The sequence below is a fragment of the Ornithinibacillus jepli genome (assembly GCF_047228935.1).
Taxonomy (GTDB): Bacteria; Bacillota; Bacilli; order Bacillales; family Amphibacillaceae; genus Ornithinibacillus.
The window spans coordinates 137,558-160,566 of record NZ_JBFEGG010000001.1 but is presented as its reverse complement, the minus strand read 5'-3'; the positions used below and the strand labels follow the sequence as shown (position 1 = coordinate 160,566).

Sequence of the window (23,009 nt, the reverse complement as noted above, 5' to 3'; positions counted from 1 at the left end):
CCTCCAGCTTTTTATTGATAACTTATTACTACTGATCTAAGTTTAATAAGTTAATTAAATTAATAACTTTTTCATCTTCACCTGGGTCTATGTACACTAGCTCTGTGTTTTCTATTATATCCGTGTAAAATTGTTTACCAGCAGGGTATTTGCCATCCCATCGCAAAGGAACATTGTATACATTAATCGTCCCATCCCCATTACCACTATATGTTACCGTTCCATCTACTAAACGAGTACCTGCTAACTGGATTACATCTTCAGGATAGCTAGCACTGGTATCATCATTCGGGTTAAGTGGTGTGCCAGCTGGGATATGCCGAACGTACAATTCCTCTAACGCTTGATTTGGTCCAAGCTCCAACCAAACTCGTGCATATTCAATTTGCTCACTTGAATAGTGGGACAGTGTTTCGTCGTCTCCCTTATTGCCTACATTTGAACCACTATTCTCAAAATCTTGTATTAACATGACAGAGAATTCTCCATCATATGACACCCAATTAACTGAATCTATATGAATGTTATCATGGATAGTAGGTAAATCATTCATGATTTTTTCAGCCACTTCAAACATTTCTATTGTTCTATCATCATCGAAATTAGGAGAGCCATTTACAAATATATCCGTAATCTCTTGTCCAAATTCTTTCGTATCAGGCAGAATCTTCACGGTATAGTTTGTTATCCCAAGTTCTTCGTTCACCCATTCTTCCGTGACATAATGGGTATTATCCAATGAATACTGCTCATTTAAGTAATCCTCTACATCAAAGTCAGGTGTATTGCCATCTGATTCTGTCGTATTAGTAGGTTGATCTTCTTCACTATCTTCTTGATTAACCACTCCTGAATTATCTCCCGTGCTGGACGAACTTTCGGTATTAGACTTCTCTTCTTCTTTATCTTGTGAACAAGCACTTACTAGAATCATTATAATAGCTAGCATAATTATGATAGATACTTTCTTCATTTTATATCATTCCTCACTAATCAGATTGTTATATTTTGGCAACATACAATTTCTAGTATATCATGAGAAATATTTATATAGTGACAAGTAACTTTTGAGTTGGGGGGCATATACGTAACAAAGAAGCACGTTGTCGCCTCATTCCGAATTTACTTCGTATGTAACACATAATTATTAATCGCATAAGCAACACCATGATTATCATTAGATAAAGTTACAACATCACTATGTTTTTTGATGTCATCGCTAGCATTTTCCATAGCGACTGATAATCCAGCTATATTGAACATTGAAATATCATTACTTTCATCGCCAATAGCTACTGTATCTTCTAATGGAACATTCAAATAGTCAGCCATATATTTTAAAGCATTTCCTTTACTAGCTTGGTGGTGCATAATATCAAAATAAAAGGACGTAGAAGCTATATTAATACCATCAATTGAATTTAAAAATGTTTCTAATCTCATTCTCTGTTTTAAATCCAATGCGATACCAAAAATCTTTTGTACTGTATATGATTTGTCTTGTAAAATATCATCAAGTTGATCGAAGTGTGAGATCTCATACTGTTTATGGAAGGTTTTAGCCATGTTTAAGTCAATATTTGGAAAGCTTACTTCTGACAAATTAGGAGAAGAAAACACGTTATCTAGTCGCTCATCCCAATTGCTAGGAGCTAAAACCCCTTTATTTGTAGACAACATGAATGGGATATATTCCTTATCTAGTTCTAATGCGATTGGTTGAACTTGATCTGGCTGCAATACTATCATCTGTTCTAAACTATCATTTACATACAAGGAAGCTCCATTATTAGCACCAATATGGCATTTTAAGCCATATTTTTCTAATTCAGGTTTGATTTCAGTTAGCGCACGTCCAGACAACACCATGACTATATGACCTTGCTCTTGTGCCCCTTGAATTGCATCTAAATTTTCTTTGCTAATTATATTTTTTGAATTTAAAGTCGTACCATCTAAATCAAGCGCAATTAGTTTCATTCTATCTTTCCTTTCACGGGACAGGGGGACAGGTTCCTTGACCCAATTGGGTCAAGGAACCTGTCCCCCTGTCCCACTCTAATTATAGTTCTTTTCCATTTGTTTGGATTATATTTTTATACCATTCAAAGCTTTTCTTTTTTGTACGTTTTAGGGTTCCGTTCCCTAGATTATCTCTGTCTACATAAATGTAGCCATAGCGCTTTTTCATTTCGCCTGTGGAAGCACTAACGATGTCTATTGGTCCCCAGCTTGTGTATCCGATTATATCAACACCATCTCGAATTGCTTCTTTCATTTCCTTTAGATGTTCTCTTAAATACGCAATACGATAATCATCAACTACGGCACCGTCTTCATTCGGTATGTCAACAGCTCCTAAACCATTTTCTACTACAAATAATGGCTTTTGGTAACGATCATATAGTTGATTTGCAGTAATGCGCAGTCCTTTCGGGTCAATCGTCCAGCCCCACTCTGATTTTTCTAGGTATGGATTTGTAATCGATCCAAACACATTTCCACTTGTCGTGTTTTCTTGAATTTTTGGATCAGTACTAGTAACTCGGCTAGAGTAATAACTAAATCCAATATAATCCACTGTATTTTCTTTTAGGATTTTCTCATCATTCTCTTCCATATCCAATTCGATATCATTTTCCAAGAAGAATCGTTTTGCATATCCTGGGTATTCTCCTCTAGACTGTACATCGATAAAGAAAAATGATTCGCGGTCCTTATCCATCGCATCCATCACATCATTCGGATTACTAGAATACGGATAAGTCATTCCCGCTGCTAGCATACAACCAATTTTTGCATCTGGTATAATTTCATGACCAGCTTTTACTGCTAGGGCACTGGCAACAAGTTGGTGATGTGCTGCTTGATATTTTACTTGTTTTTCATCTTCACCTTCTTCAAACACTAATCCTGCTCCTATATAAGGTAGGTGTAGTAACATATTAATTTCGTTAAATGTTAACCAATATTTTACTTTCTTTTTGTAACGAGTAAATACAGTTCTAGCATAGTTTTCAAAAAAGCTTATTAGCTTACGATTTTTCCAACTGCCATATTCTTTTACTAAATGGACTGGAACATCAAAGTGGGCAAGTGTAACTAGCGGTTCTATATTATATTTCTTTAATTCATCAAACAAATCATCGTAGAATTGTAATCCTGCTTCATTAGGCTCTATCTCATCTCCATTTGGAAAAATACGTGCCCACGAAATGGAAAGACGTAATGTTTTAAATCCCATTTCGGCAAATAATGCGATATCTTCTTTATAACGATGATAAAAATCAATTGCTTCATGAGACGGATAAAATTCTCCTTCTAATGGGGAAAAGGAAGGAAGTTTTCCAATCATTATCGGAAATCTCTTTTCTCCTATTGGAAGAAGATCAACTGTTGTTAGTCCTTTTCCATCCTTTAAATATGCACCCTCTGTTTGGTTTGCTGCAATAGCTCCACCCCATAAGAATGATTCAGGAAAACCAGTTAAATTCTTAGACATAAATTTATCCTCCTTAAAAATAGAACAGTGAGGAAGAAGTCCCCACTGATCTTTATTTTTTCTTATAAGTTTTCTCCATTAGAAGAAATGACTTCCTTATACCAGTAGAAAGATTTCTTAGGTTTACGTTCTAATGTTCCACTACCATCATCGTGCTTATCTACATAAATATATCCGTATCGTTTCGAGTATTCACCAGAAGATGCACTTACTAAGTCAATACAGCCCCAGCTCGTGTAACCCCATAGTTCAACTCCATCTTCAATAGCTTCACCCATTTGATCAATGTGTGCACGAAGGTAGTCAATTCGGTAATCATCATTAATAGAACCGTCTTCCTCTACTTTGTCATACGCACCTAAACCATTCTCTACCACCATTAACGGTTTTTGGTAACGACCATAAAGCTCGTTTAAGGAAATACGAAGTCCTACTGGATCGATTTCCCATCCCCAATCACTCGCTTTTAAGAATGGATTTTTCACTCCACCAATAAGGTTACCAGCACCTAATTCCTCAGGTGTTTTTTCTTTTTTGTCTGTACGTGACATGTAGTAGCTGAAGGAGATAAAATCAACCGTTCCCTCTTTAATTGTTTCTAAATCACCATCTTGAATTTCTAGATTAATATTATTTTCTTGGAAATAACGCTTCGCAAAGTAAGGGTATTCTCCTCTTACTTGGACATCTCCACAGAAGAAATTAAATATATCTGCTTCTTGTCTAGCGTGCATAACGTTCTCCGGATTTGAGTCATACGAATAAACTGGAGCATAAATTAACATACAGCCAATCTGTGAATCCGGAATTATTTCATGACCAAGTTTTACAGCTTGAGCACTAGCTACGAATTGATGATGTAAACCTTGGAAGCTATCTTGCAGACGAGTTTCTTCATTCTCTGGTGAAAAACCAAGTCCAAGTAAAGGCATATGTGTAGCACCATTTATTTCATTAAATGTTAACCAGTATTTCACTTTGTCTTTATATCTAGTAAAGATTGCTCTTACATAACGTTCAAAGAAACCAACTAATTCACGGTTTCTCCAACCACCATACTCCTTCGTTAAATGAAGAGGTGTCTCATAATGAGCAATCGTAACTAATGGCTCAATTCCATGTTTATGGAGTTCATCAAATACGCGATCATAAAACGCTAAACCTTCCTCATTTGGCTCTAGTTCATCCCCATTAGGGAAAATACGACTCCAAGCAATACTCATACGGAACACTTTAAAGCCCATTTCAGCAAACAAGGCAATGTCTTCTTTATAACGATGATAGAAGTCAATTCCTTCATGGTTTGGATACGTATATTTGGATTTGTCAATTTCAAAATTAAAACCAGTTTGTCCTAATAATTTTAATCTTTCCTTACCACCTGGTAAAACATCAGCAAGATTAAGTCCCTTGCCACCTTCTTGGTAAGCACCTTCTAGTTGGTTTGCAGCAGTTGCGCCGCCCCATAAAAATCCTTCTGGGAAACGTTTTGTCATGGTTATTCCTCCTAGATTTTGTTTGTTGTGAGCATCTGCTAGCGTTACAGCAGATACCCACAACTATTAATTACTTTTTACTTCAAATAATGCTTCTTGCGACTTAACTAATGAACTACTTAACTGTTTGATCTCATAATTATCTTGGTTAGTTATTACAATTGGTGTTGTTAAAGCAAATCCAGCTTCTTTAATAGCATCAAGATCAAAATCAATTAATAGTTGTCCCTTTTCAATACGACTTCCTTGTGAAGTATGAGCAGTGAAATACTTACCTTCAAGTTGAACTGTATCCATTCCAATATGAATTAGAATTTCTGCCCCACCTTCTGTCGTAATTCCAATTGCATGATTCGTTGGGAATAATGCAGATACTGTACCAGAAACTGGTGCATATAATTTACCTTCTGTTGGTTCAATTGCAACACCTTTTCCAAGAGCACCTGAAGCGAATGCTGCATCTTCAATATCAGCTAAATTTTTAACTTCCCCATGTAAAGGGCTGGCGATTGTTTCCTCTTTTACGTTTTTTACTACCGTATTTTCTTTAGTTGTTGTAGTAGCAGCATTATCTTGATTTTTATTGATTCCTCCGAAGAAGTAAGTTAATACGAATGCTAATACAGAACCAACTACAACTGCGAGAATAGTTCCGTAAAATGCACCGTTTAAACCTTCATCAGGATGAATAAAGCTTGGCCATTGGAATACTCCAAGTCCGCCCATTACATATCCGATTGAACCAAATAATCCTAATAATGCTCCACCAATCGCAGATGAGATAAGTGTAAAGATAAACGGTTTTTTAAGCGGTAATGCAATACCATACATACCTGGCTCTGTTACACCAAAGATTGCTGAAATGAATGCTGGTGCACTAAGTGTTTTAGTAGTATTATTTTTAGTTTTAAGCCAAACTGCTAAGATAGCAGCTGCTAATGCAAATGAGTGTACAAAGATTAAAGCTAAGATTGGGTCTGATCCGTGAACAGTAAAGTTATTGATTGCAATCGGAACAAGTCCCCAGTGTAAACCAAACATTACAAAGACTAACCAGAAACCTCCAATAAATGCTCCTGCAATAACTGGGCTTAATTCATACACCCAAACTGTTGCCTGTCCAAGTAAAGAGCTTGCCCATGTTGCAATTGGTCCAATAACAATAAACGTGATCGGAATGATGATTAATAGTGTAAACATCGGAACTAAGAACATCTTAACTACATCCGGAATTACTTTAGCAAAGAATCTTTCTAGTTTAGCCGCAAAGAATGCAGAAACGATAATTGGAATAACGGACATAGAGTATGTCATTAAGATTACTGGAATTCCAAAGAATTCTATATAAACAGGGGATTCAAACATCGTACCTGCAAATAATGTGTACAACGGTTCTCCTGCTCCTGGTATACCTTCAAGCGCCGGATAAACTAGAGCCATTGCTATAACCATACCTAAGAACGGGGTTCCACCAAATTTCTTCATTGCAGTGTATCCCAATAAGATTGGTAAGAAGTAGAACAACGCATCTCCGATTGCGTTTAATATTTGATATGTTCCTCCTGTATCATCAAGCCATCCAATTGCAACAAATAATGCATTGAAACCTTTAATCATACCAGAAGCTGCTAATACTCCTAGAATAGGAGTGAAAATTCCTGAAATCATATCGATAAATCGATTGAATAAACTACCTTTTTCTCCAGGTTCAGCCTCAACTTGATTTTCTGATTGGAATCCACCAACCGTTACTACTGCTTTATACACATCAGGTACATGGTTACCAATAACTACTTGATATTGGCCACCGCTTTTCATAACGGTTACTACACCATCCATATTTTTTAATACGTCTGTATTCGCTTTCTTTTCATCCTTTAATTTAAAGCGAAGTCTTGTAATACAATGAACTACACTATTAACGTTTTCTTCCCCGCCGACATTAGCAATAATGTCTTTTGCCAATTGTTCGTACTTCATAATAGACCACCTTTTCTTCTCTTTATTTTTTTAATTCCCGGAATGTTCGTTCTAATTTAGGTAAATAAAAAACCTGAACCAATTTGATTACACGAAATTCAACATATCGCGATAATCAAATTAGCTCAGGTTATGCCCAAAATAGGTAACATTCCTAAATAATTTTATTCAGTTAATTTGATGTAAATTAATTTACAATTAGACTTTACCATGATGTTTTTCTGAAGTCAACATTTTTTTAACCGCTTTCACTAATTATCCGTTTTTTTGTCGATGAGTAACACGATGAATATGTACGGTTAAATAAATTTCTTCATCCTTTGATAAATGCCAATCAAATTTATTTTCTAAATAGAGAGTTATCTTCTTCGTACACTGATATGCAGGAGCATATTTTTCTCTTATTTGGTCATGTAAAAAATCATCCACTGTATCTTCCATTTTCTCTTTTCGAATAAACCGGATTGAAAAATATCGTAAGTGCGTTAAGAAGCGTTCATAATTAATCGAGTTTTCATCTAAATCCATTTGGAAGTGATATTTTACGATATTTAGTATGTTGTTCACCATATCCGTCACTTTCACGGCTAGTTCCATATTTTCGCCAGAAATTTGACTATTGACTAAATGTAATGCAATCGATGCAGCTTCGTCTTCATCCAAGTGAATACCTGTCTCTTCCTCAATAAACTCGACTGCCTTTAAACCAATTTCAAATTCTGCTTTATAGTACTTGCGAATTTCATAAAGTAGTGAGTTCTTTAAATGTATCCCATTGCGGTACCTTGTAATTGCAAAGCTAATATGGTCTGTAAGTGCAACGTAAAGATATTCATCCAGCTTGTATGGAAGCTTTGACTGTGCATAGCTAAGAATTTCAGATGCTATATCGAGATATTTTTCAGAAGTATCCTTCAATAAGTGCATTAGCTTTTCAGAGATACCTGTATTTTGAAGGACAAAGGTCTTCTCAACCTTGGATTCATCTATCGATTGCCCGACCTTTTTTTGAAAAGCAAGACCTTTCCCCATCACAACTAATTCCTGTTTCTGACTGTTCTCCGTTATTACCACGTTATTATTTAGTATCTTATCAATTTTCATTAATCCAGTTACTCCTTATTGGTATTCATAACTGTTATTTACCATATATCACAAATAGTAGTCAAAGCAAATGATAAGTAGTCCCACTTACCTACTAAAAAAAGTGCTCAGGTGAAACACCCAAGCACTTTTTCCTATTCATCAAACTGCTTCCCTCGAAACATTTCTTCAAAACGTTTCATTTTTTCATCCTTGATTTGATTAAGGGAAGATAGTGCATTTCGATTAATATTGGTAGTCATTCCAACTTGGGAAGTCATACCTATTTGCGTTCCATGCGAGTCGTTAATAATACTCTCTCTTCTGCCATCAAAATGCGGAGTTGTCTCAGTTCCAGTATCGCGACGTGGCATGCAATAACCCCTTTACTGACGCTTTTTCGTCTTTTTATTATTGTATTTCTCGTTCGGTGTCAGTGGCTCATTCGCAAATTCATGATCAAACTGCTTTGAGAGCTTCTTTCTCACAGCCTGCTCATCACTAAAACCACCACTACTCAACTTCTTCTTACTCATAAGAACACCTCCCACTAATAGTATTTTCATTTTAAATCTAAATATGTGGGACAAGGGGACAGGTTCATTGTCCCAGAACATGGAAAGAAGCTGATCTAACATATTCCTCAGGATTTCCGTCAATAATCAGGATTGGAGAAACATATCTTTGGATATACTCATTAAAAGAGCAACCGCACAAAGCGATTGCTCCTTTTTTCCATTTTCGTTTTACTCACGATACCCAGTATTAGCCCTTACCTTCACCTCAGCATATCGCTTAATATCATATTCTTTCGAGAACAATGTACCAAGATATCCACCTAAAAATCCTAATGGAACACTGACTAATGCAGGATTATCTAATGGGAAGATTGGGTTTCCAACAAATAGTGCTGCACCTTCCACAGGTGAGAATACACTAGGACTTATGGATACTAGAATTAACGCAGATCCTAAACCTGCTACAACGGACCATATGGCACCAGATGTGTTAAACCGTTTCCAATAAACGGTGTAAAGAATAACTGGTAAGTTTGCACTTGCAGCGATACAGAACGCTAGTGAAACTAAAAAGGCAACATTTAAATATTGTGCTCCGAGTGATAACAGGATTGATAATACGGACACACCTAACGCAGCATAACGAGCTGCCTTTACTTGTTGCTGTTCGGTTATATTACCTTTTTTGATAATTTGCCCATAAATATCATGTGCAAAAGCAGAAGCTCCAGATAGTACTAGTCCTGCCACAACAGCAAGAATTGTAGCAAATGCTACTGCGGAAATGAAAGCGAATAATATATTTCCACCGATTGCTTCAGCAAGTAATGGCGCGGCCATATTACCACCAGAGTTCGCAGCTAAAATGTTGCTTTCTCCAACATAAATCGCTGCCCCAAAGCCTAGGAACAACGTGAGGATGTAGAAAATTCCGATTGTCCAAGTAGCCGTAATTACCGAGCTTCTTGCCGTTTTTGCGTCCTTTACGGTAAAGAAGCGCATGAGAATATGTGGTAAACCTGCCGTTCCAAGTACCAAAGCAAGCATTAACGAAATAGTCCCTAATGGATCATCATACTTAATACCTGGGTTTAAATAATCTGCCCCATGACTTGTTGCTGTCTTCACTTCGGTAAACATGGCACCAATATTAAAGTTAAATTTCATTAAAACGATAAACGAAATAATTACCATACCAGCCATTAGTAGCACTGCCTTGGTGATTTGCACCCAGCTTGTTGCAATCATACCACCGAATAATACGTAGATTGTCATCATGACCCCTACAATTAACACGGCAATCCAATATGGAATATCAAATAAAAGTTGAATAAGTGCCCCTGCACCTACAAGCTGTGCAATCATGTAGAATAGCACAATCGTAATCGTGCTAAGTGCAGCAACTCCTCTTACCTTTTTCGCATCAAACCGTGAATTAATCATATCAGCTAGTGTGTATTTCCCTAAATTACGAAGTGGTTCTGCAACTAATAGTAACACCACTAAATATGCAATCAAAAATCCGATACTATAGAAAAATCCGTCAAATCCATTTAATGCAATAGCCCCAGCAATTCCAAGGAAAGAGGCTGCAGATAAATAGTCCCCTGCAATAGCAAGACCGTTCTGCCATCCTGTAAGACCTCCACCAGCTGTATAAAAATCCCCTGCAGACTTAGTTCGTTTGGCCGCATAATACGTAATATAAAGTGTCAGTGCAACAATAGCTAAAAAAAGTATTACAACTACCGGATCCATTACGCCTTACCTCCTTTTTTAATCTGATTCGCAATAATTTCATTGGCTTCTTTATCAAAGGAAGTAGCCTTTTTCACATAAATCGTACAGATCACCCAAGTCATGACAAATTGAGCAACCGCAAATATCCAAGCCCATGTAATATCTCCAATAGCCGGTGTGTTTAAAAACGTACCATAAGAAGTGGAGATAGGTAGTAAGAAGTAAAACACTAAGAAAAAGATAGTCAACGGCAGTATAAACTTCTTTTTGTTCTGCATGAACTGTTTAAATTGAGGACTGCTTGCCACTTTTTCATAATCTATGGAGCTATTCTTCTCCTCATTAAGTTTCGGTTCAGCCATAAAATCATCCTCCCATACACTTTTTATTGTAAGCGCTTACTAGTATTATAATTATTTTGGACATTCAAAATATAAAGTCTGCGTAAACGGTAGATAATTTGGAATGAATGGTTTTAATCGTATGATTAATGGTTAAGAATGGTTTTTATTTTCTGAAATCATGTGCATCACAAGGACATGTACCTTATAATAAAGGAATAACAGAATACGGAAAGAAGGTTTATAATGAAATTCATTAGTCAATACAGCAATCAAATACAAGTTCTTTTATTTACCATCTTATCCGCCGTTTTCATTATAATTGTCTTGGAAGGATACATCATCAATCCAACTCCTTCCGATGCCTTAAAAGACGAAGCTGGTGCACCACCACTTGTTTTAAATATTGATAAGAATAAATCATTAGGTATTATAGAATTAGCAGATGGATTTCATCTCTATGCCCTTTCCGACCGTTTCTGGGGGTGGACTATCACTGATGAAGTTTTCATTTCAAATGTGGACACGATTATCACGAAAAATGAAACCTTTACATTCAAAAATAATAATCAAATTGATCTCATTCTTATTACAAACCCGCAAAAAGAGATAGATTATTTTAAAGCACATGATGAAAGTAACAATTTTTTTAATTTCAATGTTATTAAAAAAGGGAAAAAGGAGCTACACTACGTCTATAGTGAAACTCCCCTAACAGGCAATATAACTTACGAAGGATTTTCTAATGAGAATCTTTTACTGTATAAAAAGTAACGTGGAATCACCCAACTTAAACCCGAAATGTCTTCAAAATACTTTTACTTGCAGAACGACTCACCGGTATAACTGTCCGAGCCTTATCCTTCAATGTCAAATTACTCGTACCGTTAAACCATGGTGTAATCTCTAAAATATGGTTCAAGTTCACCAAATAACTCCGATGTGCACGGAAAAACTCATGTGCGGAAAGCTTTTCTTCTAACTCCTGTAACGTCATCCGACTCATAATGACCTTATCTTCCGTATGAATTTCAAGCTGTCTATTGTTCGGAACCGCATAATAAATCGAATCAGGTGATACGACAACCATTCTTTCTCCATCGTCCACTAACAGTTTCGAGGCTGTCGGCTGCCCATCCTGTGTTCCTTTTTTCACCTTACTCGCATAACTCTTACGAATACGCAACATTGTCTTTTTAAATCGTCCCTCATCATAAGGCTTTAATAAATAATCCACTGCCTCAATTTCAAATGCATCTAACGCATACTCATCATAAGCAGTAGTAAAAACAAACATCGGACTATCTTCACCAGCTTGATCGGTAATATATTTCGCAGCCTCTACTCCAGTAAACCCTGGCATCTCAACATCAAGGAAAATAACATCCGGCTTATGCTCTGTGTATAACTCAATCAGCTGTTCTCCAGTTTCGGCATGTGGTGTGAGAATAATATCTTTTTCATCCTTTAATAAATATAGCAATTCTTTTCTTGCCATCATTTCATCCTCGGCAATCATAGTACGAATACTCATCCCATCACCTGCTTTTCTCCCATTTGAATTCGAATCGGAATCGAAAAACTGACTTCACTTCCGCCACTTGGCAAATTCTGAATATGTAGTCTCGCGGACTCGCCAATTAAATGGATTAATCGCTGATTCACATTATATATTCCTGTCCCGCCATTTTGGTTATCTACTAACGGTTTATGACTAACGAGGGGCAAAATATGCTTTGGAAATCCACAGCCATTATCCTGAACCGAAACATTAAGTTCTCCATTTATCCGGCTTATTTTAATTTTTACCTTTGCTCCCTCTACTACATTTTTCAAACCATGTTGTACCGCATTTTCTACTAAAGGCTGAATAGTAGATGGCGGAATGTAAATATTAGATAAATCCTCTGGTGTCTCCATCGTAATTTGCAAGCGATTCTTAAAACGTTCCTGAATGATAGCAGTATATGCCTGAACATGCTCACATTCCTTTTCTAGCTCCACTAGCGATTTGGAAACAAGTCTTAAGTTAAATCGCATGTAGCTTGCAAGCTGTAGTGTTAAATGACGGGCTATTTTTGGTTCTTCCCGAAATAATGATGCAATTAACTGTAGTGTATTAAATAAAAAATGTGGATTAATCTGTGCTTGTAAATTTCGGAGTTCCGCATCTCGTATATGAGCTTTTAATTTTTCTGTAGTCAATACATTCAACTGATTGGAAATAAACTGCCCTAGTCCTTCTGCAAGCATTAGTTCAACTGGTGTAATATGCTGCCCCTTTCGAAAATAAAACGTAATTAAATAGGTGACATCATCCGCTTCTGTTATTGGAATTATGATTGCTGCCTCAAGTGGACATTTTTCCACCTCACAAGGAATATCCGATTTCAAGTACGCTACCTGCATTTTCTTCGTTTCAATCGTTTCAAACGCAAGCGGTGTTTTAATCGGGTCTCCTACCTTATGATGCTGATCTCCTAACCCTTTATGTGCCAGCACCTCATGCTTATTTGTAACAGATACTGCTGCAAGTTCCAATCTGTCATATAATAAATTAGCAAGTCCATTGGCAACATCCATATTGGAATCCTTTTTCAAAAAGGGGAGTGCTTCTTCAGCTATCGTTAACGCCTGCTTCGTCGCAATCGCCGCTTCGTTCTCCTGCTCCTTCATTACGACACGAATCATTGTCGTAAAAATAGCAATCGCAATACTGTTCGATAACACAAGGGGCAATCCAATTTGGTCCACAATCCCGACCATTGCATCACCATTTGTATACATAATAAGTAGTAGCTGCATTTGCAAAATAGGTGGAAATACTCCAATAAATAACGCCTTTAACGGAGAGATTACCCGCTCATTAGAAAAAAACCTCGCAGTCATTCCAGCAAGTATACCTGTCAACGGATTTACTAGCCCATTAGCTAGCCATCCTACTCCTCCTAATAACATTAAATGAATTCCCGCAATTAATCCTGCACCTAGCCCAACAATTGGACCACCAAGTAGTCCAGCAATTACAATAGCTACAAGGCTTAAACTTACAATAAGCTGTCCTGTATCTACTGGCAAAATAACAAAAGTATGGATGATTTCACCTTGTTCTGTAATTAAAATCCCTGTTACCGTACTTGCTATCCCAAATATCCCAAACACAACGGCATGAACAAGTGACATCTTCCAGCTGAATTCCCGATACAAGAGCGATTTAAATCCCGGTGTACGAGTTAACACAAATGCAATGACAAGCAATAATCCTAACCGTTCAAATAGCATAATCGTTAAATCTTTCACGAGCTCTCTCTCCTTGGAGGAATACCAGTTTGTCCTTTAATGTAAAACTGCCTAAATTCAGCACCTGTTTGCAAATGTTTCTTGGAAAATACAGTACCAAGATAGGCACCTAAGAAACCAATTGGAATTGCAATAACTCCTGGATTATAAAGAGATATAACTGCCTCTCTTGAGATCCACCCTCCATCAGGATTCATGATATGTGGGCCTAGTAGAACAAAAACTAATGAGGCGATAAGCCCACTAACCATTCCAGTTATTGCCCCCACTTGAGTAAAACGCTTCCAATATATCGTTAAAATTAACACTGGAAAGTTACTTGCTGCAGCTACCACAAAAGTCATTGAAACAAGAAACGTTACATTAATCGCTTCAAGCTGTAAGGCAAATATAGTAGAAACTAGCCCAATTCCGAGTGCAGTCCAGCGTGCAGCGGTGAGTTGCTCCTTTTCGGTAGATTTCCCCTTTTTCCAAATATGATGGAAAATATCATGGGAAAACGCCGTTGTTGCCGAAATGACTAGCCCAGCCACTACCGCAACGATTGTCGTAAAAGCAATAGCTGATACAAATGCTAACAAAAAGTCGCCACCTACCTCGCGGGCCAAAAGTGGTGCAGCCAGATTTCCAGTCGGATCAGTCGTAGTTAAGGATTGATATCCTAAAAGTGCAACAGTACCAAGACCTAAGGCTAGGGTCATTATATAAAAAATACCAATAATCCACGTCGAACTAATTAACGAACGTCGAACCTCCAACGTATTTTTTACTGTAAAAAGGCGAATTAAAATATGTGGCAACCCGGCTGTACCAAGTACTAATGCTAGTTGAAGCGAGAAGAATTCGATTGGATTATCGAATTGATGCCCCGGAAGAAAAAAATCATCGCCAAGTGGTGTACCTTCCTTTACCCTAGCAATTAAAGCTGTGACATCCCAATTGAAATTCGAAAAAACAATCAGAGATAGAAGAAACGTTCCAGACATAAGAACCACTGTCTTCACGATTTGCACCCATGAAGTTGCGACCATCCCACCAAACACTACGTAAATCGTCATCAACCCACCAATTACAAGAACGGAAATGGAGTAATCAATATTTAATAACAAACGTAATAAAAAGCCAGAAGCGACAAGCTGCGGAATCATATAAAGAATTGAAATGATAAAGGCACCAATAGCCATGATTAGCCGTATTTTATTACTCGGAAAACGTGAACAAATCACATCACCCAATGAATATTTTCCGAGGCGATGAACAGGCTCTGCTACTAAAAACAACACCACAAGATAAGAGACAAGAAAGCCAATGGAATATAAGAAACCATCAAAGCCACTTATCGCAATCATCCCAACAATCCCTAAAAAGGATGCAGCACTAATGAAATCCCCTGCAATAGCCATTCCGTTTTGAAATCCAGTTAAACTACCAGCAGCAGTATAGAAGCGATTCGTCGTGTTACTACGTTTCGCCGCCCAATATGTAATAATTAATGTACAAACGATAATACAAATGAAGAATAAAAAATACGTAAGATTCACGACAACTCCTCCCGTATGATTTCTTCTATCTTCTGGTCAAACTTTTTTGCCTTCACATGGTACATCCATCCCATAACCCAAGTCATCGGAATTTGTAAAAATCCATAAACCCAAGCCCATGTCACCCCAGGAATAACACTATGCTGATTCATAACTTCAGGGAAGAAAAGGAGTGATAACGGAAGTAGAAAATAGAACAAAAAAATTATCATCATAGACGGGGCAATTAACCGCTTTTTTTCGCGAATTAAGATCAATAATCGTTCTTCCATCCCGATTCCCCTTATTAAAAGTCTGTATTTTTGTATAATTCAAAAATAACTAAAATGGCTTGGGTTGTAAAGGCATTTGTTTGGAAGTGTAGAGACACGAAGTTTACAGAATTTCACACGAAGTATCTTAAATTTAGCCCGAAGTTTACAAAATATAACCCGAACTTGTCACGTTTTCACCCGAACATAATAAAAACGAAGGCTGAAACTTAATCCAGCCTTCGCTAAACTATTGAACTTCACTTTCATCCATGAAGAATATCTCCCATTGGTGTCCATCAAGATCATGAAAGCTTGTGCCATACATTGGTCCATTTTGAGCTGGTTCATAATCAAGTGTTCCTCCTGCTACTTTCACCTTACTCGCAATAGTATCAACACTTTCTTTAGAATCAATTGCTAAAGCGGTAATAACTTCAGAGGCATTTGAATTATCAGCAATCTCTTTATTGGTAAATCCTTTAAATTTCTCTTCCGTTAACAACATGGCGTACATATTTTCGCCAATAATCATACAGGTTGCTGTTTCATCTGTGAAATGAGGATTGAACTCAAAGCCTAACTTTGAGAAAAATTCTACAGTTTTATCTAAGTCTTTTACTGGTAAATTCACAAACATTCCTTTAAATTCCATACAAATCATTCCTTTTCATTAAAAATATTCTTTGCAAATTTTTAAGTACTAGCTCTTCTTAAACCCCGTATTACCTAAAAATCATCCACCTCCCTGTAATTTTACAAGTGTAAAGTTATGCTTTTTATATAATAAAATATAACTTTATAATTGTAAAGTTAAACTTTAAAAAAGGTTTATAATATTTGACTTCAATTTAGTAAATACCTAGTATAAATATAAGTACCACTAAGGGAGAAACAGTTATGGGAAAAATTCGTGATGCAGAACGTACAAGAAAAAAAATAGTAGAAGCTGCGAGAGAAGAGTTTTTTGAAAAAGGATTTAACGGAACTAGAGTAGAATCTATTGCAAAACGAGCTGGTGTAAACAAACAGCTAATCTACCATTATTTTAAAGGAAAAGAAGAATTGATTAATGAAACGATAGCAGATTTTATTTCAGGGGTACCTGCTGCTAATTTAATTTTACCTGCTAACCCTGCCCAAATTGCTTCCTTTCGTTATAAAGTTAATCAGGAACATTTAATGGATTTCTTAAAGTTTACTGCTTGGGAAGCAATAGAAAATCTTCCACCAAATCCTAATGGAGAAGATACTAGAAAACGAGTCCTTCAATCCTATGTGGAAGATATGCGTGCAAAACAGGAGATGGGACTTGTACCAAAAGAATTAGATCCTGCACTCATTACATTAATGATGTCTAGCATTACCATCTATCCACTCCTTTACGGAAATGTCACGCGTTTAATAACTGGATTAGAACCAGAAGACCCAGCATTCCAGGAAAAGTGGACGAGCTTTCTTAATGAAATTAGTAAACGAATTTTTAATATGGAACATGAGGAGGATTAGTCCTTCTCTTTTCTTACTAAAAATACGAACAAATATTCTATTTGATGATGAGTTATGATAGAATGATGAAAACTACTCCGAGCATACTTGGCTATGGACTCCACATTACTATATAACTGGAAAACCGTTTTACAATTTCCCTTATACTTTTGGGTTTCTATTCACCCTATGTATTTATGCAAAAGCTAAAGAAAAAGGGGAAGATTTCGAGAAAGAGTATTTGGCACTTCTTAGGGACTCAGGTAGCATGTCAACTGAGGAATTAGTAATGAAACACTTGAATGAAGATACTACATCCGAAAAGTTTTGGGAAAAGGGATTAACAATATGTATGGAGGATGTTAGAGAGTTTATCAATCTGACATCTGCTGATATATAAAAAATAGGAACGAAGCTTATGTATCAAGCTTCGTTTTCTTACTTTTCTTCGTATGGTCTTCATAAATTATCTCATAATCATCATTAACTACAAGATTCCTCGATAAATATTTATGAATAACATCATGTACTATGATTTCAATCTCATTGTGATCCACAAGTTCTTTTGCTATGGTTATAAGAACAATAATCTTTATAGGGAGTTGATTATAGTTCAATGCTATATTTGCATACGGAAATTTCAAATCTAATTTTTGAGAAATTTCCATTATGATATCGTACCAAATCAGAAGCTCCTCTTCACTTAGGATTTTTTCTTTTATAGGTCTAGTCGGCATAAGTGACGGGTCCGCACCACTCGAAGTTTGATACTCATTATCCTCCGTATATGGTCCGATCCAACTAATTCCAAATTGAAAAATGCGATCGGCAGTATCACCATTAGTTACATATTCAAGTCCATTACGTATATAATTTCCGGTAAAGTCATACCCTTCTTCCTCTTCCAATCCAAACGATGCCACAATTCCTATTGTTAGCTTAGTGAATCCCTTATAAAAGGAAATGGCTTCTAGTCTTTCCCCACCGTCAAAGTCTCCTTCTACATCAATGGAAGGGATACAGCATGTAATTTTTTGAGCCTGATATTCATTCTTGTATTCATACTCAATTAAATATCTACCATCTACATCTCGACAGTATTTGTCTACAATATACCTAATCGCTTTGTATTCCATTTCTTCATCATTAACAAACAATTTAACCGGACCAAGTGGTGTATGCAACATGAATATCACCTATTTTCTATCATCTATTTAAATAACAGAACTAAACAAATCCATCTGTATAATCGTAATAATCGATACCGCACATATACATGGGATTTCCCCTCTTTATAAAACCACCATTCCTTTTCTTACGCTGTTTATTGAAATAGTAAGCGTAACTCATAATCTTTTACATAGTATTTCTCCTGGCAGCCCATCTATTTCACATACTTGTTCAGATACGAATCCATTGTTTAGTAATATTTTTCTAGAAGGAATATTCTCTGGGTCGATAATAGCTTTTAGAACTTCTAACTCCGTCTGATAAGCAATGTCTATTAATTTACTTGCAATTTCTGTCCCAAAACCCTTTCCCCAATATTCCGGCATCAACATATACCCAATTTCCGCTTCAGTAGTTATAGTTTCATTCAATGTTAAATGGCCAAGACCAATAAAATGATTAAAACGATCAAATATTTTATACGAACCATATTTCTCATATTTACTATTACGATTCAATAACTTTTGAAAGTTCGTTCTGGCTTCATCAAGAGGAATCGAACGTTCAGTTATTTGTGCCATTACCTTTTCATTGGAAACTAGTTTATAATAATCGTCAAAATCACACTCAATAAATTTTGTTAATTTTATAGTCATTTTTTTCAGCTCCGTAGTTAATATATCATCTTGGAATCATTTTAATAGATTACTAGAACACCTTTTCTTTATTCATTTCATGATGTATATACTCGGCAATTGCCTCACATTTGTTTATTGCCCAAACATAATGCTTTGACGTGTTTGCTGCAAAATAGCTATATAAATTACTAGTTTTCGTCCACTTATAATATTTTTTGGTCATGATTTCTTCATTGCTATGTGACTTAATTAGGTCCATTACTCGATCGTGGCTTAACTTTAATTTCTTTAGCGCCTGATTTAATGTAATATCCTGGTAATTTTCCCATGTTTTTTTGTTCAAAAGCTTTATCGTACTCCATTTATACCCTGGCGCAGGCATAGAAGGAACATCTCCATCCATCCCTTCTCTATACCATCTCTCAAGCATTGCGTGCCACTCATAAAGATGCATGATGACATCACGAAAATTTTTATCTCTTTCATCTGTTTCTATTGAAATGGTCCTCTTTCTACTAGGTACCGAACCAATGATTTCAAGTAATGCTTTAAAATATTTATCACTATCCATTAGTAAATTTTGTTTTTCATTTACTTCTGTCATGATTTTTTCCCCTTTTTTAACCATATTTACTTCTTTTACTTTAGAACGATCCAAGCCCCTAAATATCTATATAAAAAGGATGCATACGCTCATCCAAACAATACTCAATTCTCTCTCTGAAGTTGAAAAACGTAACCATATCAAGCGCTTTTTCAATCGGAAAGAAACCTACTTCCAAACTCTCCGGACTAGTAGTTGGTACTCCGCCAATGGCTTTTCCTAAAAATAACGAATTACAAATAGATCGCTCTACATTTTGGAAGATTCCGCAGAACTTGATAATTTCGATATCGATTCCTGATTCCTCTTTCGTTTCTCTAATAGCCGCAGCCTTTAACGATTCACCTTCTTCCACCTGTCCACCAGGCATTTCCCATCCTCTACGTGGGCCTTTTATTAATAAAATTTCATCTTTCTCATTTAATACAATAGCTGCTGCAGAAATAATATGCTTTGGTGGTGTCATATCCTAGTTCTCCTTATCCCCACTTAATATCTCTTTCTCAAATGTTTCTCCATTTGGGTAAACAACCTTTAGCACAAGCCTCATATCCTCATAATTTTCGATATTATTTTTTTCAAAAGATCTATGCCCTGGTCCACTATCATTCATATCCAATTCTTCCTCACCAATCAGCTCGTCTTGTTGATATTTTAAGAGAAATACTTGTTTTATTAAATTTTCATTCCCTTCTTTTACGTCTTGATTTAGATACACTCGAAATTCTTTCTCCTCTAAATAAACACCGGTTTGTACAAAGCCATACATTTGTGTAGAAAAGTCATGTAAGTATCCTGTTTGTATATCACCATTCTTATACGATCCGTCTTCTTTTAAAACGGAAATGTAATAGTTAAAGGCCGTTTTTTCGTATTGTTCTTCCTCTATCTCAAAATTCAGTCCTTTGTCAAATTCATTGACGTATTTCGTTACACCATAGACTTCCGTCGGTTCCCAGACCGGACCTATACTTGACTCAAAAGGAATAGTCGCCTCAAATATCCCCCGTTCTATTTCTGTTGCTGGAGTGCTCGTGTATTGGTCATCTTCTGTAAAAGCATAATTCAGCATCGCATCTGATGCTCCTTCCAACTCTTTTACTAGCCATTTAAAAGTTAATTCACCATCACCAACACTTGTGGTGGTGGTACTAGCCTCTATATTAATGGTTCCGAGCCAGCTCTGTTGCTGTTGAAATTCATCAAGAACACTCATGATTTGATTCGTTTGCCCACTCACTTCACTCGAAAGATATTGTTGTTCAAACATTACCTGGTTTACTTGCTTCCCTATTTCCCCCACCTTAGTTACCAAATAAATGTTCAAAATCAAACTAACTCCTAACGCTGAGATAACAAAAACTGTTATATATTTAATGCCTTTTTTCTTTCTCATACTTCCCCCTATTTTGGTTCTGGTTTACTTTCTAATAAACCTTTAAAGTTCTCACGATAATGCCAAGCTAATAGAGCCTCTAATAATACTACTAGTACTGCTAAAATTAATAATTCTGGGTCTACAAATAGATGAAATGCAAGAATATTGATTATGATACTAGCTAACACAACAAGTACTAGTGGGACAAATCTGCGGATTAATAATAATACACCCGCAATAATCTCGACCCCTTTCTCCAATGCTAGTAGATATCCATCACCTAGAAAGGCCATTGCAGCTGGACTAGTTGGGGCAAAGGGATCTAAACCGAATAATACAGTGTAACCATTTAATCCCGCACCCAGAAATATTATCCCTAGCAATATTTCAGCTAATCGAATGACTATTTTCATAGCAACTCCCCCATTTTATAGGAAATATATTCCTTCCCTTTCTATATTACCATTCCATTAGTAAAAATTTTTATCAATTTTAAAAAAAATTTAGTTTCCTTATTCCAACTTGTAAAAAGATGTTGCATGAATCATTGTAAACGCTTAAAGAATGGATTGCTCGATCATTTGGCAGTTGATATAATTTCATAAGTAGTCAATTAGAATTCACACCATGAGAAAGGATTGGCCAACTATGTCTCCTCTACATAAACAAGCAAATACAAAGTCCGATATTTTAACTATCTTATCGAACTATCAACATATCATAGTCTCCATGGCGAACGGCGAGGCTGACTATATATTAAATATCATTGATGAACACCCAGACGCCTTTACCAATCTTAAAATCCACCAAATGTTAGAAATGAAAAATCGTAAATTTATTCAAGGTGATTTTCCTAATATTCGTTACGTCTCGTATTTTCTAAGTAAATATACTAGACAAGCATTTTTAACGGGAAATTGTGATTTAGTCCCAAATCATTTTCATCAAATGCCTCGTCTACTTGATGAGCTATGCCCAAATCCAGTAGTTGTGTGCCAAACTTCCCCAATCGATGAGGATGGGTATTTCTCATTAGGCACAGCAGGAGATTATACGGCACATTTTATTGGAAAGGCACCATTTGTTATTCAAGTAAATAACTATGTTCCACGAACTCATGGTAAAAATAAAATTCATATTTCTCAGGTGGAAGGTTTCATTCAACATGACCAGCCACTAAATGAGCTACCCAATGCACCAATCCGTGAAATTGACCAGCAAATAGCAGAATATGTTGCAGAACGAATTGATAACGGCTCAACACTTCAGGTTGGAATTGGTGGGGTTCCAAATGCGGTAATAAGTTTACTAAAGAATCACCGTGATTTAGGAATTCACACGGAAATGCTAACCGATGGTGTATATGATCTCGCTACAGCCGGTGCCATAACTGGGAAGAAAAAGAACACCCATCAAGAAAAAATTGTAGCCACTTTTGTCTATGGTACACAACGTCTTTATGACTTTATAAATAACAATGAACGAGTGGAAATTTTACCTGTTAATCATGTTAACGATCCTCGTGTAATTGCTCAAGAGGATAATATGGTAGCCATTAATGCTACAACAGAGATTGACTTTTACGGGCAATGTGCCTCGGAGACGGTTGCTGGAAAATACTATAGTTCTACAGGTGGACAAACTGATTTCGGAAGTGGCGTACGATTTGCGAAGAATGGAAAAGGATTTATTTGCCTTTATTCCACTGCGAAAAATGATACTATTTCTCGGATTAAACCAATGCTAACGCCTGCCTCTGTAGTAACTACTTCTAAAAACGATGTAGATTTTATTGTTACAGAATATGGAATTGCTCAGCTTAAAGGGAAATCCATTTTTGCTCGGACCAAAGAATTGATTAATATCGCACACCCAAAGTTTCGTGAGGAATTGACATTTGAAGCAAGGAAAATGGGATTTATAATCTAATTAAACTAATTGAGAGCTTGATATTTATCAGGCTCCTTTTTTAATTTCCG

The 23,009-nt window shown here is 36.3% G+C and carries 24 protein-coding genes and 1 pseudogene; 4 read left to right on the top strand and 21 right to left on the bottom strand.

Annotated features, from left to right (window positions below; genetic code table 11):
- Positions 1-28: 28 nt before the first annotated feature.
- The 10 genes from AB1K81_RS00780 to AB1K81_RS00735 all read right to left on the bottom strand — a co-directional run bounded on the left by AB1K81_RS00780 (position 29) and on the right by AB1K81_RS00735 (position 10,681).
- Positions 29-973: a hypothetical protein gene (locus tag AB1K81_RS00780; protein ID WP_412974745.1), complete on the bottom strand. Its 945-nt coding sequence runs from the start codon at positions 971-973 to the stop codon at positions 29-31.
- Between the two features lie 149 nt (positions 974-1,122).
- On the bottom strand, positions 1,123-1,980 hold the full coding sequence (locus AB1K81_RS00775; protein ID WP_412974744.1) for a Cof-type HAD-IIB family hydrolase: 858 nt from the start codon (positions 1,978-1,980) through the stop codon (positions 1,123-1,125).
- A gap of 82 nt (positions 1,981-2,062) precedes the next feature.
- Positions 2,063-3,502: a 6-phospho-beta-glucosidase gene (locus AB1K81_RS00770; protein ID WP_412974743.1), complete on the bottom strand. Its 1,440-nt coding sequence runs from the start codon at positions 3,500-3,502 to the stop codon at positions 2,063-2,065.
- Between the two features lie 62 nt (positions 3,503-3,564).
- Positions 3,565-4,998: a glycoside hydrolase family 1 protein gene (locus AB1K81_RS00765; protein ID WP_412974742.1), complete on the bottom strand. Its 1,434-nt coding sequence runs from the start codon at positions 4,996-4,998 to the stop codon at positions 3,565-3,567.
- Between the two features lie 66 nt (positions 4,999-5,064).
- The gene (locus AB1K81_RS00760; protein WP_412974741.1) at positions 5,065-6,978 is read right to left on the bottom strand and encodes a beta-glucoside-specific PTS transporter subunit IIABC; all 1,914 of its coding nucleotides are present in this window, start codon (positions 6,976-6,978) and stop codon (positions 5,065-5,067) included.
- 255 nt (positions 6,979-7,233) lie between these two features.
- Positions 7,234-8,082, bottom strand: coding sequence for a BglG family transcription antiterminator LicT (gene licT, locus AB1K81_RS00755; RefSeq protein WP_412974740.1), 849 nt, complete (start codon positions 8,080-8,082; stop codon positions 7,234-7,236).
- 134 nt (positions 8,083-8,216) lie between these two features.
- Entirely contained in the window at positions 8,217-8,435 is a 219-nt protein-coding gene (locus tag AB1K81_RS00750) for a hypothetical protein (RefSeq protein WP_412974739.1), read from the bottom strand.
- Between the two features lie 12 nt (positions 8,436-8,447).
- The gene (sspO, locus tag AB1K81_RS00745; RefSeq protein WP_412974738.1) at positions 8,448-8,597 is read right to left on the bottom strand and encodes a small acid-soluble spore protein SspO; all 150 of its coding nucleotides are present in this window, start codon (positions 8,595-8,597) and stop codon (positions 8,448-8,450) included.
- A 210-nt stretch (positions 8,598-8,807) separates the two neighbouring features.
- On the bottom strand, positions 8,808-10,337 hold the full coding sequence (locus AB1K81_RS00740; protein ID WP_412974737.1) for a solute symporter family protein: 1,530 nt from the start codon (positions 10,335-10,337) through the stop codon (positions 8,808-8,810).
- A complete protein-coding gene (locus AB1K81_RS00735; RefSeq protein ID WP_412974736.1) occupies positions 10,337-10,681 on the bottom strand; it encodes a DUF485 domain-containing protein in 345 nt (114 codons plus the stop codon). Before AB1K81_RS00735 ends, AB1K81_RS00740 begins: the two co-directional genes overlap by 1 nt.
- Before the next feature lie 225 nt (positions 10,682-10,906).
- Between AB1K81_RS00735 and AB1K81_RS00730 the strand changes: the two genes are divergently transcribed.
- On the top strand, positions 10,907-11,434 hold the full coding sequence (locus tag AB1K81_RS00730) for a hypothetical protein (RefSeq protein ID WP_412974735.1): 528 nt from the start codon (positions 10,907-10,909) through the stop codon (positions 11,432-11,434).
- Between the two features lie 16 nt (positions 11,435-11,450).
- On the opposite strand, the gene AB1K81_RS00725 is transcribed toward AB1K81_RS00730, so the two are convergent.
- From AB1K81_RS00725 to AB1K81_RS00705, 5 genes are all read right to left on the bottom strand, one after another.
- Positions 11,451-12,194 carry a LytR/AlgR family response regulator transcription factor gene (locus AB1K81_RS00725; protein ID WP_412974734.1) on the bottom strand — a complete coding sequence of 248 codons (744 nt, stop codon included), beginning with the start codon at positions 12,192-12,194 and terminating at the stop codon, positions 11,451-11,453.
- Positions 12,191-13,960, bottom strand: a complete 1,770-nt coding sequence (locus AB1K81_RS00720) for a LytS/YhcK type 5TM receptor domain-containing protein (RefSeq protein WP_412974733.1) — start codon at positions 13,958-13,960, stop codon at positions 12,191-12,193. The genes AB1K81_RS00725 and AB1K81_RS00720 overlap by 4 nt, the downstream gene beginning before the upstream one ends.
- Positions 13,957-15,501, bottom strand: coding sequence for a solute symporter family protein (locus AB1K81_RS00715; protein WP_412974732.1), 1,545 nt, complete (start codon positions 15,499-15,501; stop codon positions 13,957-13,959). The genes AB1K81_RS00720 and AB1K81_RS00715 overlap by 4 nt, the downstream gene beginning before the upstream one ends.
- Complete coding sequence (locus AB1K81_RS00710) at positions 15,498-15,773, bottom strand: DUF485 domain-containing protein (RefSeq protein ID WP_412974731.1); 276 nt, start codon at positions 15,771-15,773, stop codon at positions 15,498-15,500. Before AB1K81_RS00710 ends, AB1K81_RS00715 begins: the two co-directional genes overlap by 4 nt.
- Positions 15,774-16,002: 229 nt before the next feature.
- On the bottom strand, positions 16,003-16,413 hold the full coding sequence (locus AB1K81_RS00705; protein WP_412976092.1) for a VOC family protein: 411 nt from the start codon (positions 16,411-16,413) through the stop codon (positions 16,003-16,005).
- Positions 16,414-16,652: 239 nt separating this feature from the next.
- Between AB1K81_RS00705 and AB1K81_RS00700 the strand changes: the two genes are divergently transcribed.
- Positions 16,653-17,261: a TetR/AcrR family transcriptional regulator gene (locus AB1K81_RS00700; RefSeq protein WP_412974730.1), complete on the top strand. Its 609-nt coding sequence runs from the start codon at positions 16,653-16,655 to the stop codon at positions 17,259-17,261.
- A 67-nt stretch (positions 17,262-17,328) separates the two neighbouring features.
- A pseudogene (locus AB1K81_RS00695) lies at positions 17,329-17,640 on the top strand (M3 family oligoendopeptidase); the annotation flags it as partial.
- Positions 17,641-17,656: 16 nt separating this feature from the next.
- Here AB1K81_RS00695 and AB1K81_RS00690 read toward each other — a convergent pair.
- From AB1K81_RS00690 to AB1K81_RS00665, 6 genes are all read right to left on the bottom strand, one after another.
- The gene (locus tag AB1K81_RS00690; protein ID WP_412974729.1) at positions 17,657-18,427 is read right to left on the bottom strand and encodes a hypothetical protein; all 771 of its coding nucleotides are present in this window, start codon (positions 18,425-18,427) and stop codon (positions 17,657-17,659) included.
- A 159-nt stretch (positions 18,428-18,586) separates the two neighbouring features.
- Positions 18,587-19,066, bottom strand: coding sequence for a GNAT family N-acetyltransferase (locus tag AB1K81_RS00685; RefSeq protein ID WP_412974728.1), 480 nt, complete (start codon positions 19,064-19,066; stop codon positions 18,587-18,589).
- Between the two features lie 52 nt (positions 19,067-19,118).
- Positions 19,119-19,652 (bottom strand): ClbS/DfsB family four-helix bundle protein, encoded by a 534-nt coding sequence (locus AB1K81_RS00680; protein ID WP_412976091.1) that lies wholly within the window; start codon positions 19,650-19,652, stop codon positions 19,119-19,121.
- A gap of 58 nt (positions 19,653-19,710) precedes the next feature.
- Entirely contained in the window at positions 19,711-20,118 is a 408-nt protein-coding gene (locus AB1K81_RS00675) for an NUDIX hydrolase (RefSeq protein ID WP_412974727.1), read from the bottom strand.
- 3 nt (positions 20,119-20,121) lie between these two features.
- Positions 20,122-21,048 carry a hypothetical protein gene (locus AB1K81_RS00670; RefSeq protein WP_412974726.1) on the bottom strand — a complete coding sequence of 309 codons (927 nt, stop codon included), beginning with the start codon at positions 21,046-21,048 and terminating at the stop codon, positions 20,122-20,124.
- A gap of 8 nt (positions 21,049-21,056) precedes the next feature.
- Entirely contained in the window at positions 21,057-21,443 is a 387-nt protein-coding gene (locus AB1K81_RS00665) for a hypothetical protein (RefSeq protein ID WP_412974725.1), read from the bottom strand.
- A 214-nt stretch (positions 21,444-21,657) separates the two neighbouring features.
- Between AB1K81_RS00665 and AB1K81_RS00660 the strand changes: the two genes are divergently transcribed.
- Positions 21,658-22,959: an acetyl-CoA hydrolase/transferase family protein gene (locus tag AB1K81_RS00660; RefSeq protein WP_412974724.1), complete on the top strand. Its 1,302-nt coding sequence runs from the start codon at positions 21,658-21,660 to the stop codon at positions 22,957-22,959.
- Positions 22,960-23,009: the final 50 nt, after the last annotated feature.

Bases quoted from the DNA above. Each gene is read 5' to 3' on its own strand.
- AB1K81_RS00780 (WP_412974745.1), bottom strand. From the start codon at position 973: ATGAAGAAAGTATCTATCATAATTATGCTAGCTATTATAATGATTCTA.
- AB1K81_RS00775 (WP_412974744.1), bottom strand. From the start codon at position 1,980: ATGAAACTAATTGCGCTTGATTTAGATGGTACGACTTTAAATTCAAAA.
- AB1K81_RS00770 (WP_412974743.1), bottom strand. From the start codon at position 3,502: ATGTCTAAGAATTTAACTGGTTTTCCTGAATCATTCTTATGGGGTGGA.
- AB1K81_RS00765 (WP_412974742.1), bottom strand. From the start codon at position 4,998: ATGACAAAACGTTTCCCAGAAGGATTTTTATGGGGCGGCGCAACTGCT.
- AB1K81_RS00760 (WP_412974741.1), bottom strand. From the start codon at position 6,978: ATGAAGTACGAACAATTGGCAAAAGACATTATTGCTAATGTCGGCGGG.
- licT (WP_412974740.1), bottom strand. From the start codon at position 8,082: ATGAAAATTGATAAGATACTAAATAATAACGTGGTAATAACGGAGAAC.
- AB1K81_RS00750 (WP_412974739.1), bottom strand. From the start codon at position 8,435: ATGCCACGTCGCGATACTGGAACTGAGACAACTCCGCATTTTGATGGC.
- sspO (WP_412974738.1), bottom strand. From the start codon at position 8,597: ATGAGTAAGAAGAAGTTGAGTAGTGGTGGTTTTAGTGATGAGCAGGCT.
- AB1K81_RS00740 (WP_412974737.1), bottom strand. From the start codon at position 10,337: ATGGATCCGGTAGTTGTAATACTTTTTTTAGCTATTGTTGCACTGACA.
- AB1K81_RS00735 (WP_412974736.1), bottom strand. From the start codon at position 10,681: ATGGCTGAACCGAAACTTAATGAGGAGAAGAATAGCTCCATAGATTAT.
- AB1K81_RS00730 (WP_412974735.1), top strand. From the start codon at position 10,907: ATGAAATTCATTAGTCAATACAGCAATCAAATACAAGTTCTTTTATTT.
- AB1K81_RS00725 (WP_412974734.1), bottom strand. From the start codon at position 12,194: ATGAGTATTCGTACTATGATTGCCGAGGATGAAATGATGGCAAGAAAA.
- AB1K81_RS00710 (WP_412974731.1), bottom strand. From the start codon at position 15,773: ATGGAAGAACGATTATTGATCTTAATTCGCGAAAAAAAGCGGTTAATT.
- AB1K81_RS00700 (WP_412974730.1), top strand. From the start codon at position 16,653: ATGGGAAAAATTCGTGATGCAGAACGTACAAGAAAAAAAATAGTAGAA.
- AB1K81_RS00690 (WP_412974729.1), bottom strand. From the start codon at position 18,427: ATGTTGCATACACCACTTGGTCCGGTTAAATTGTTTGTTAATGATGAA.
- AB1K81_RS00685 (WP_412974728.1), bottom strand. From the start codon at position 19,066: ATGACTATAAAATTAACAAAATTTATTGAGTGTGATTTTGACGATTAT.
- AB1K81_RS00680 (WP_412976091.1), bottom strand. From the start codon at position 19,652: ATGACAGAAGTAAATGAAAAACAAAATTTACTAATGGATAGTGATAAA.
- AB1K81_RS00675 (WP_412974727.1), bottom strand. From the start codon at position 20,118: ATGACACCACCAAAGCATATTATTTCTGCAGCAGCTATTGTATTAAAT.
- AB1K81_RS00670 (WP_412974726.1), bottom strand. From the start codon at position 21,048: ATGAGAAAGAAAAAAGGCATTAAATATATAACAGTTTTTGTTATCTCA.
- AB1K81_RS00665 (WP_412974725.1), bottom strand. From the start codon at position 21,443: ATGAAAATAGTCATTCGATTAGCTGAAATATTGCTAGGGATAATATTT.
- AB1K81_RS00660 (WP_412974724.1), top strand. From the start codon at position 21,658: ATGAGAAAGGATTGGCCAACTATGTCTCCTCTACATAAACAAGCAAAT.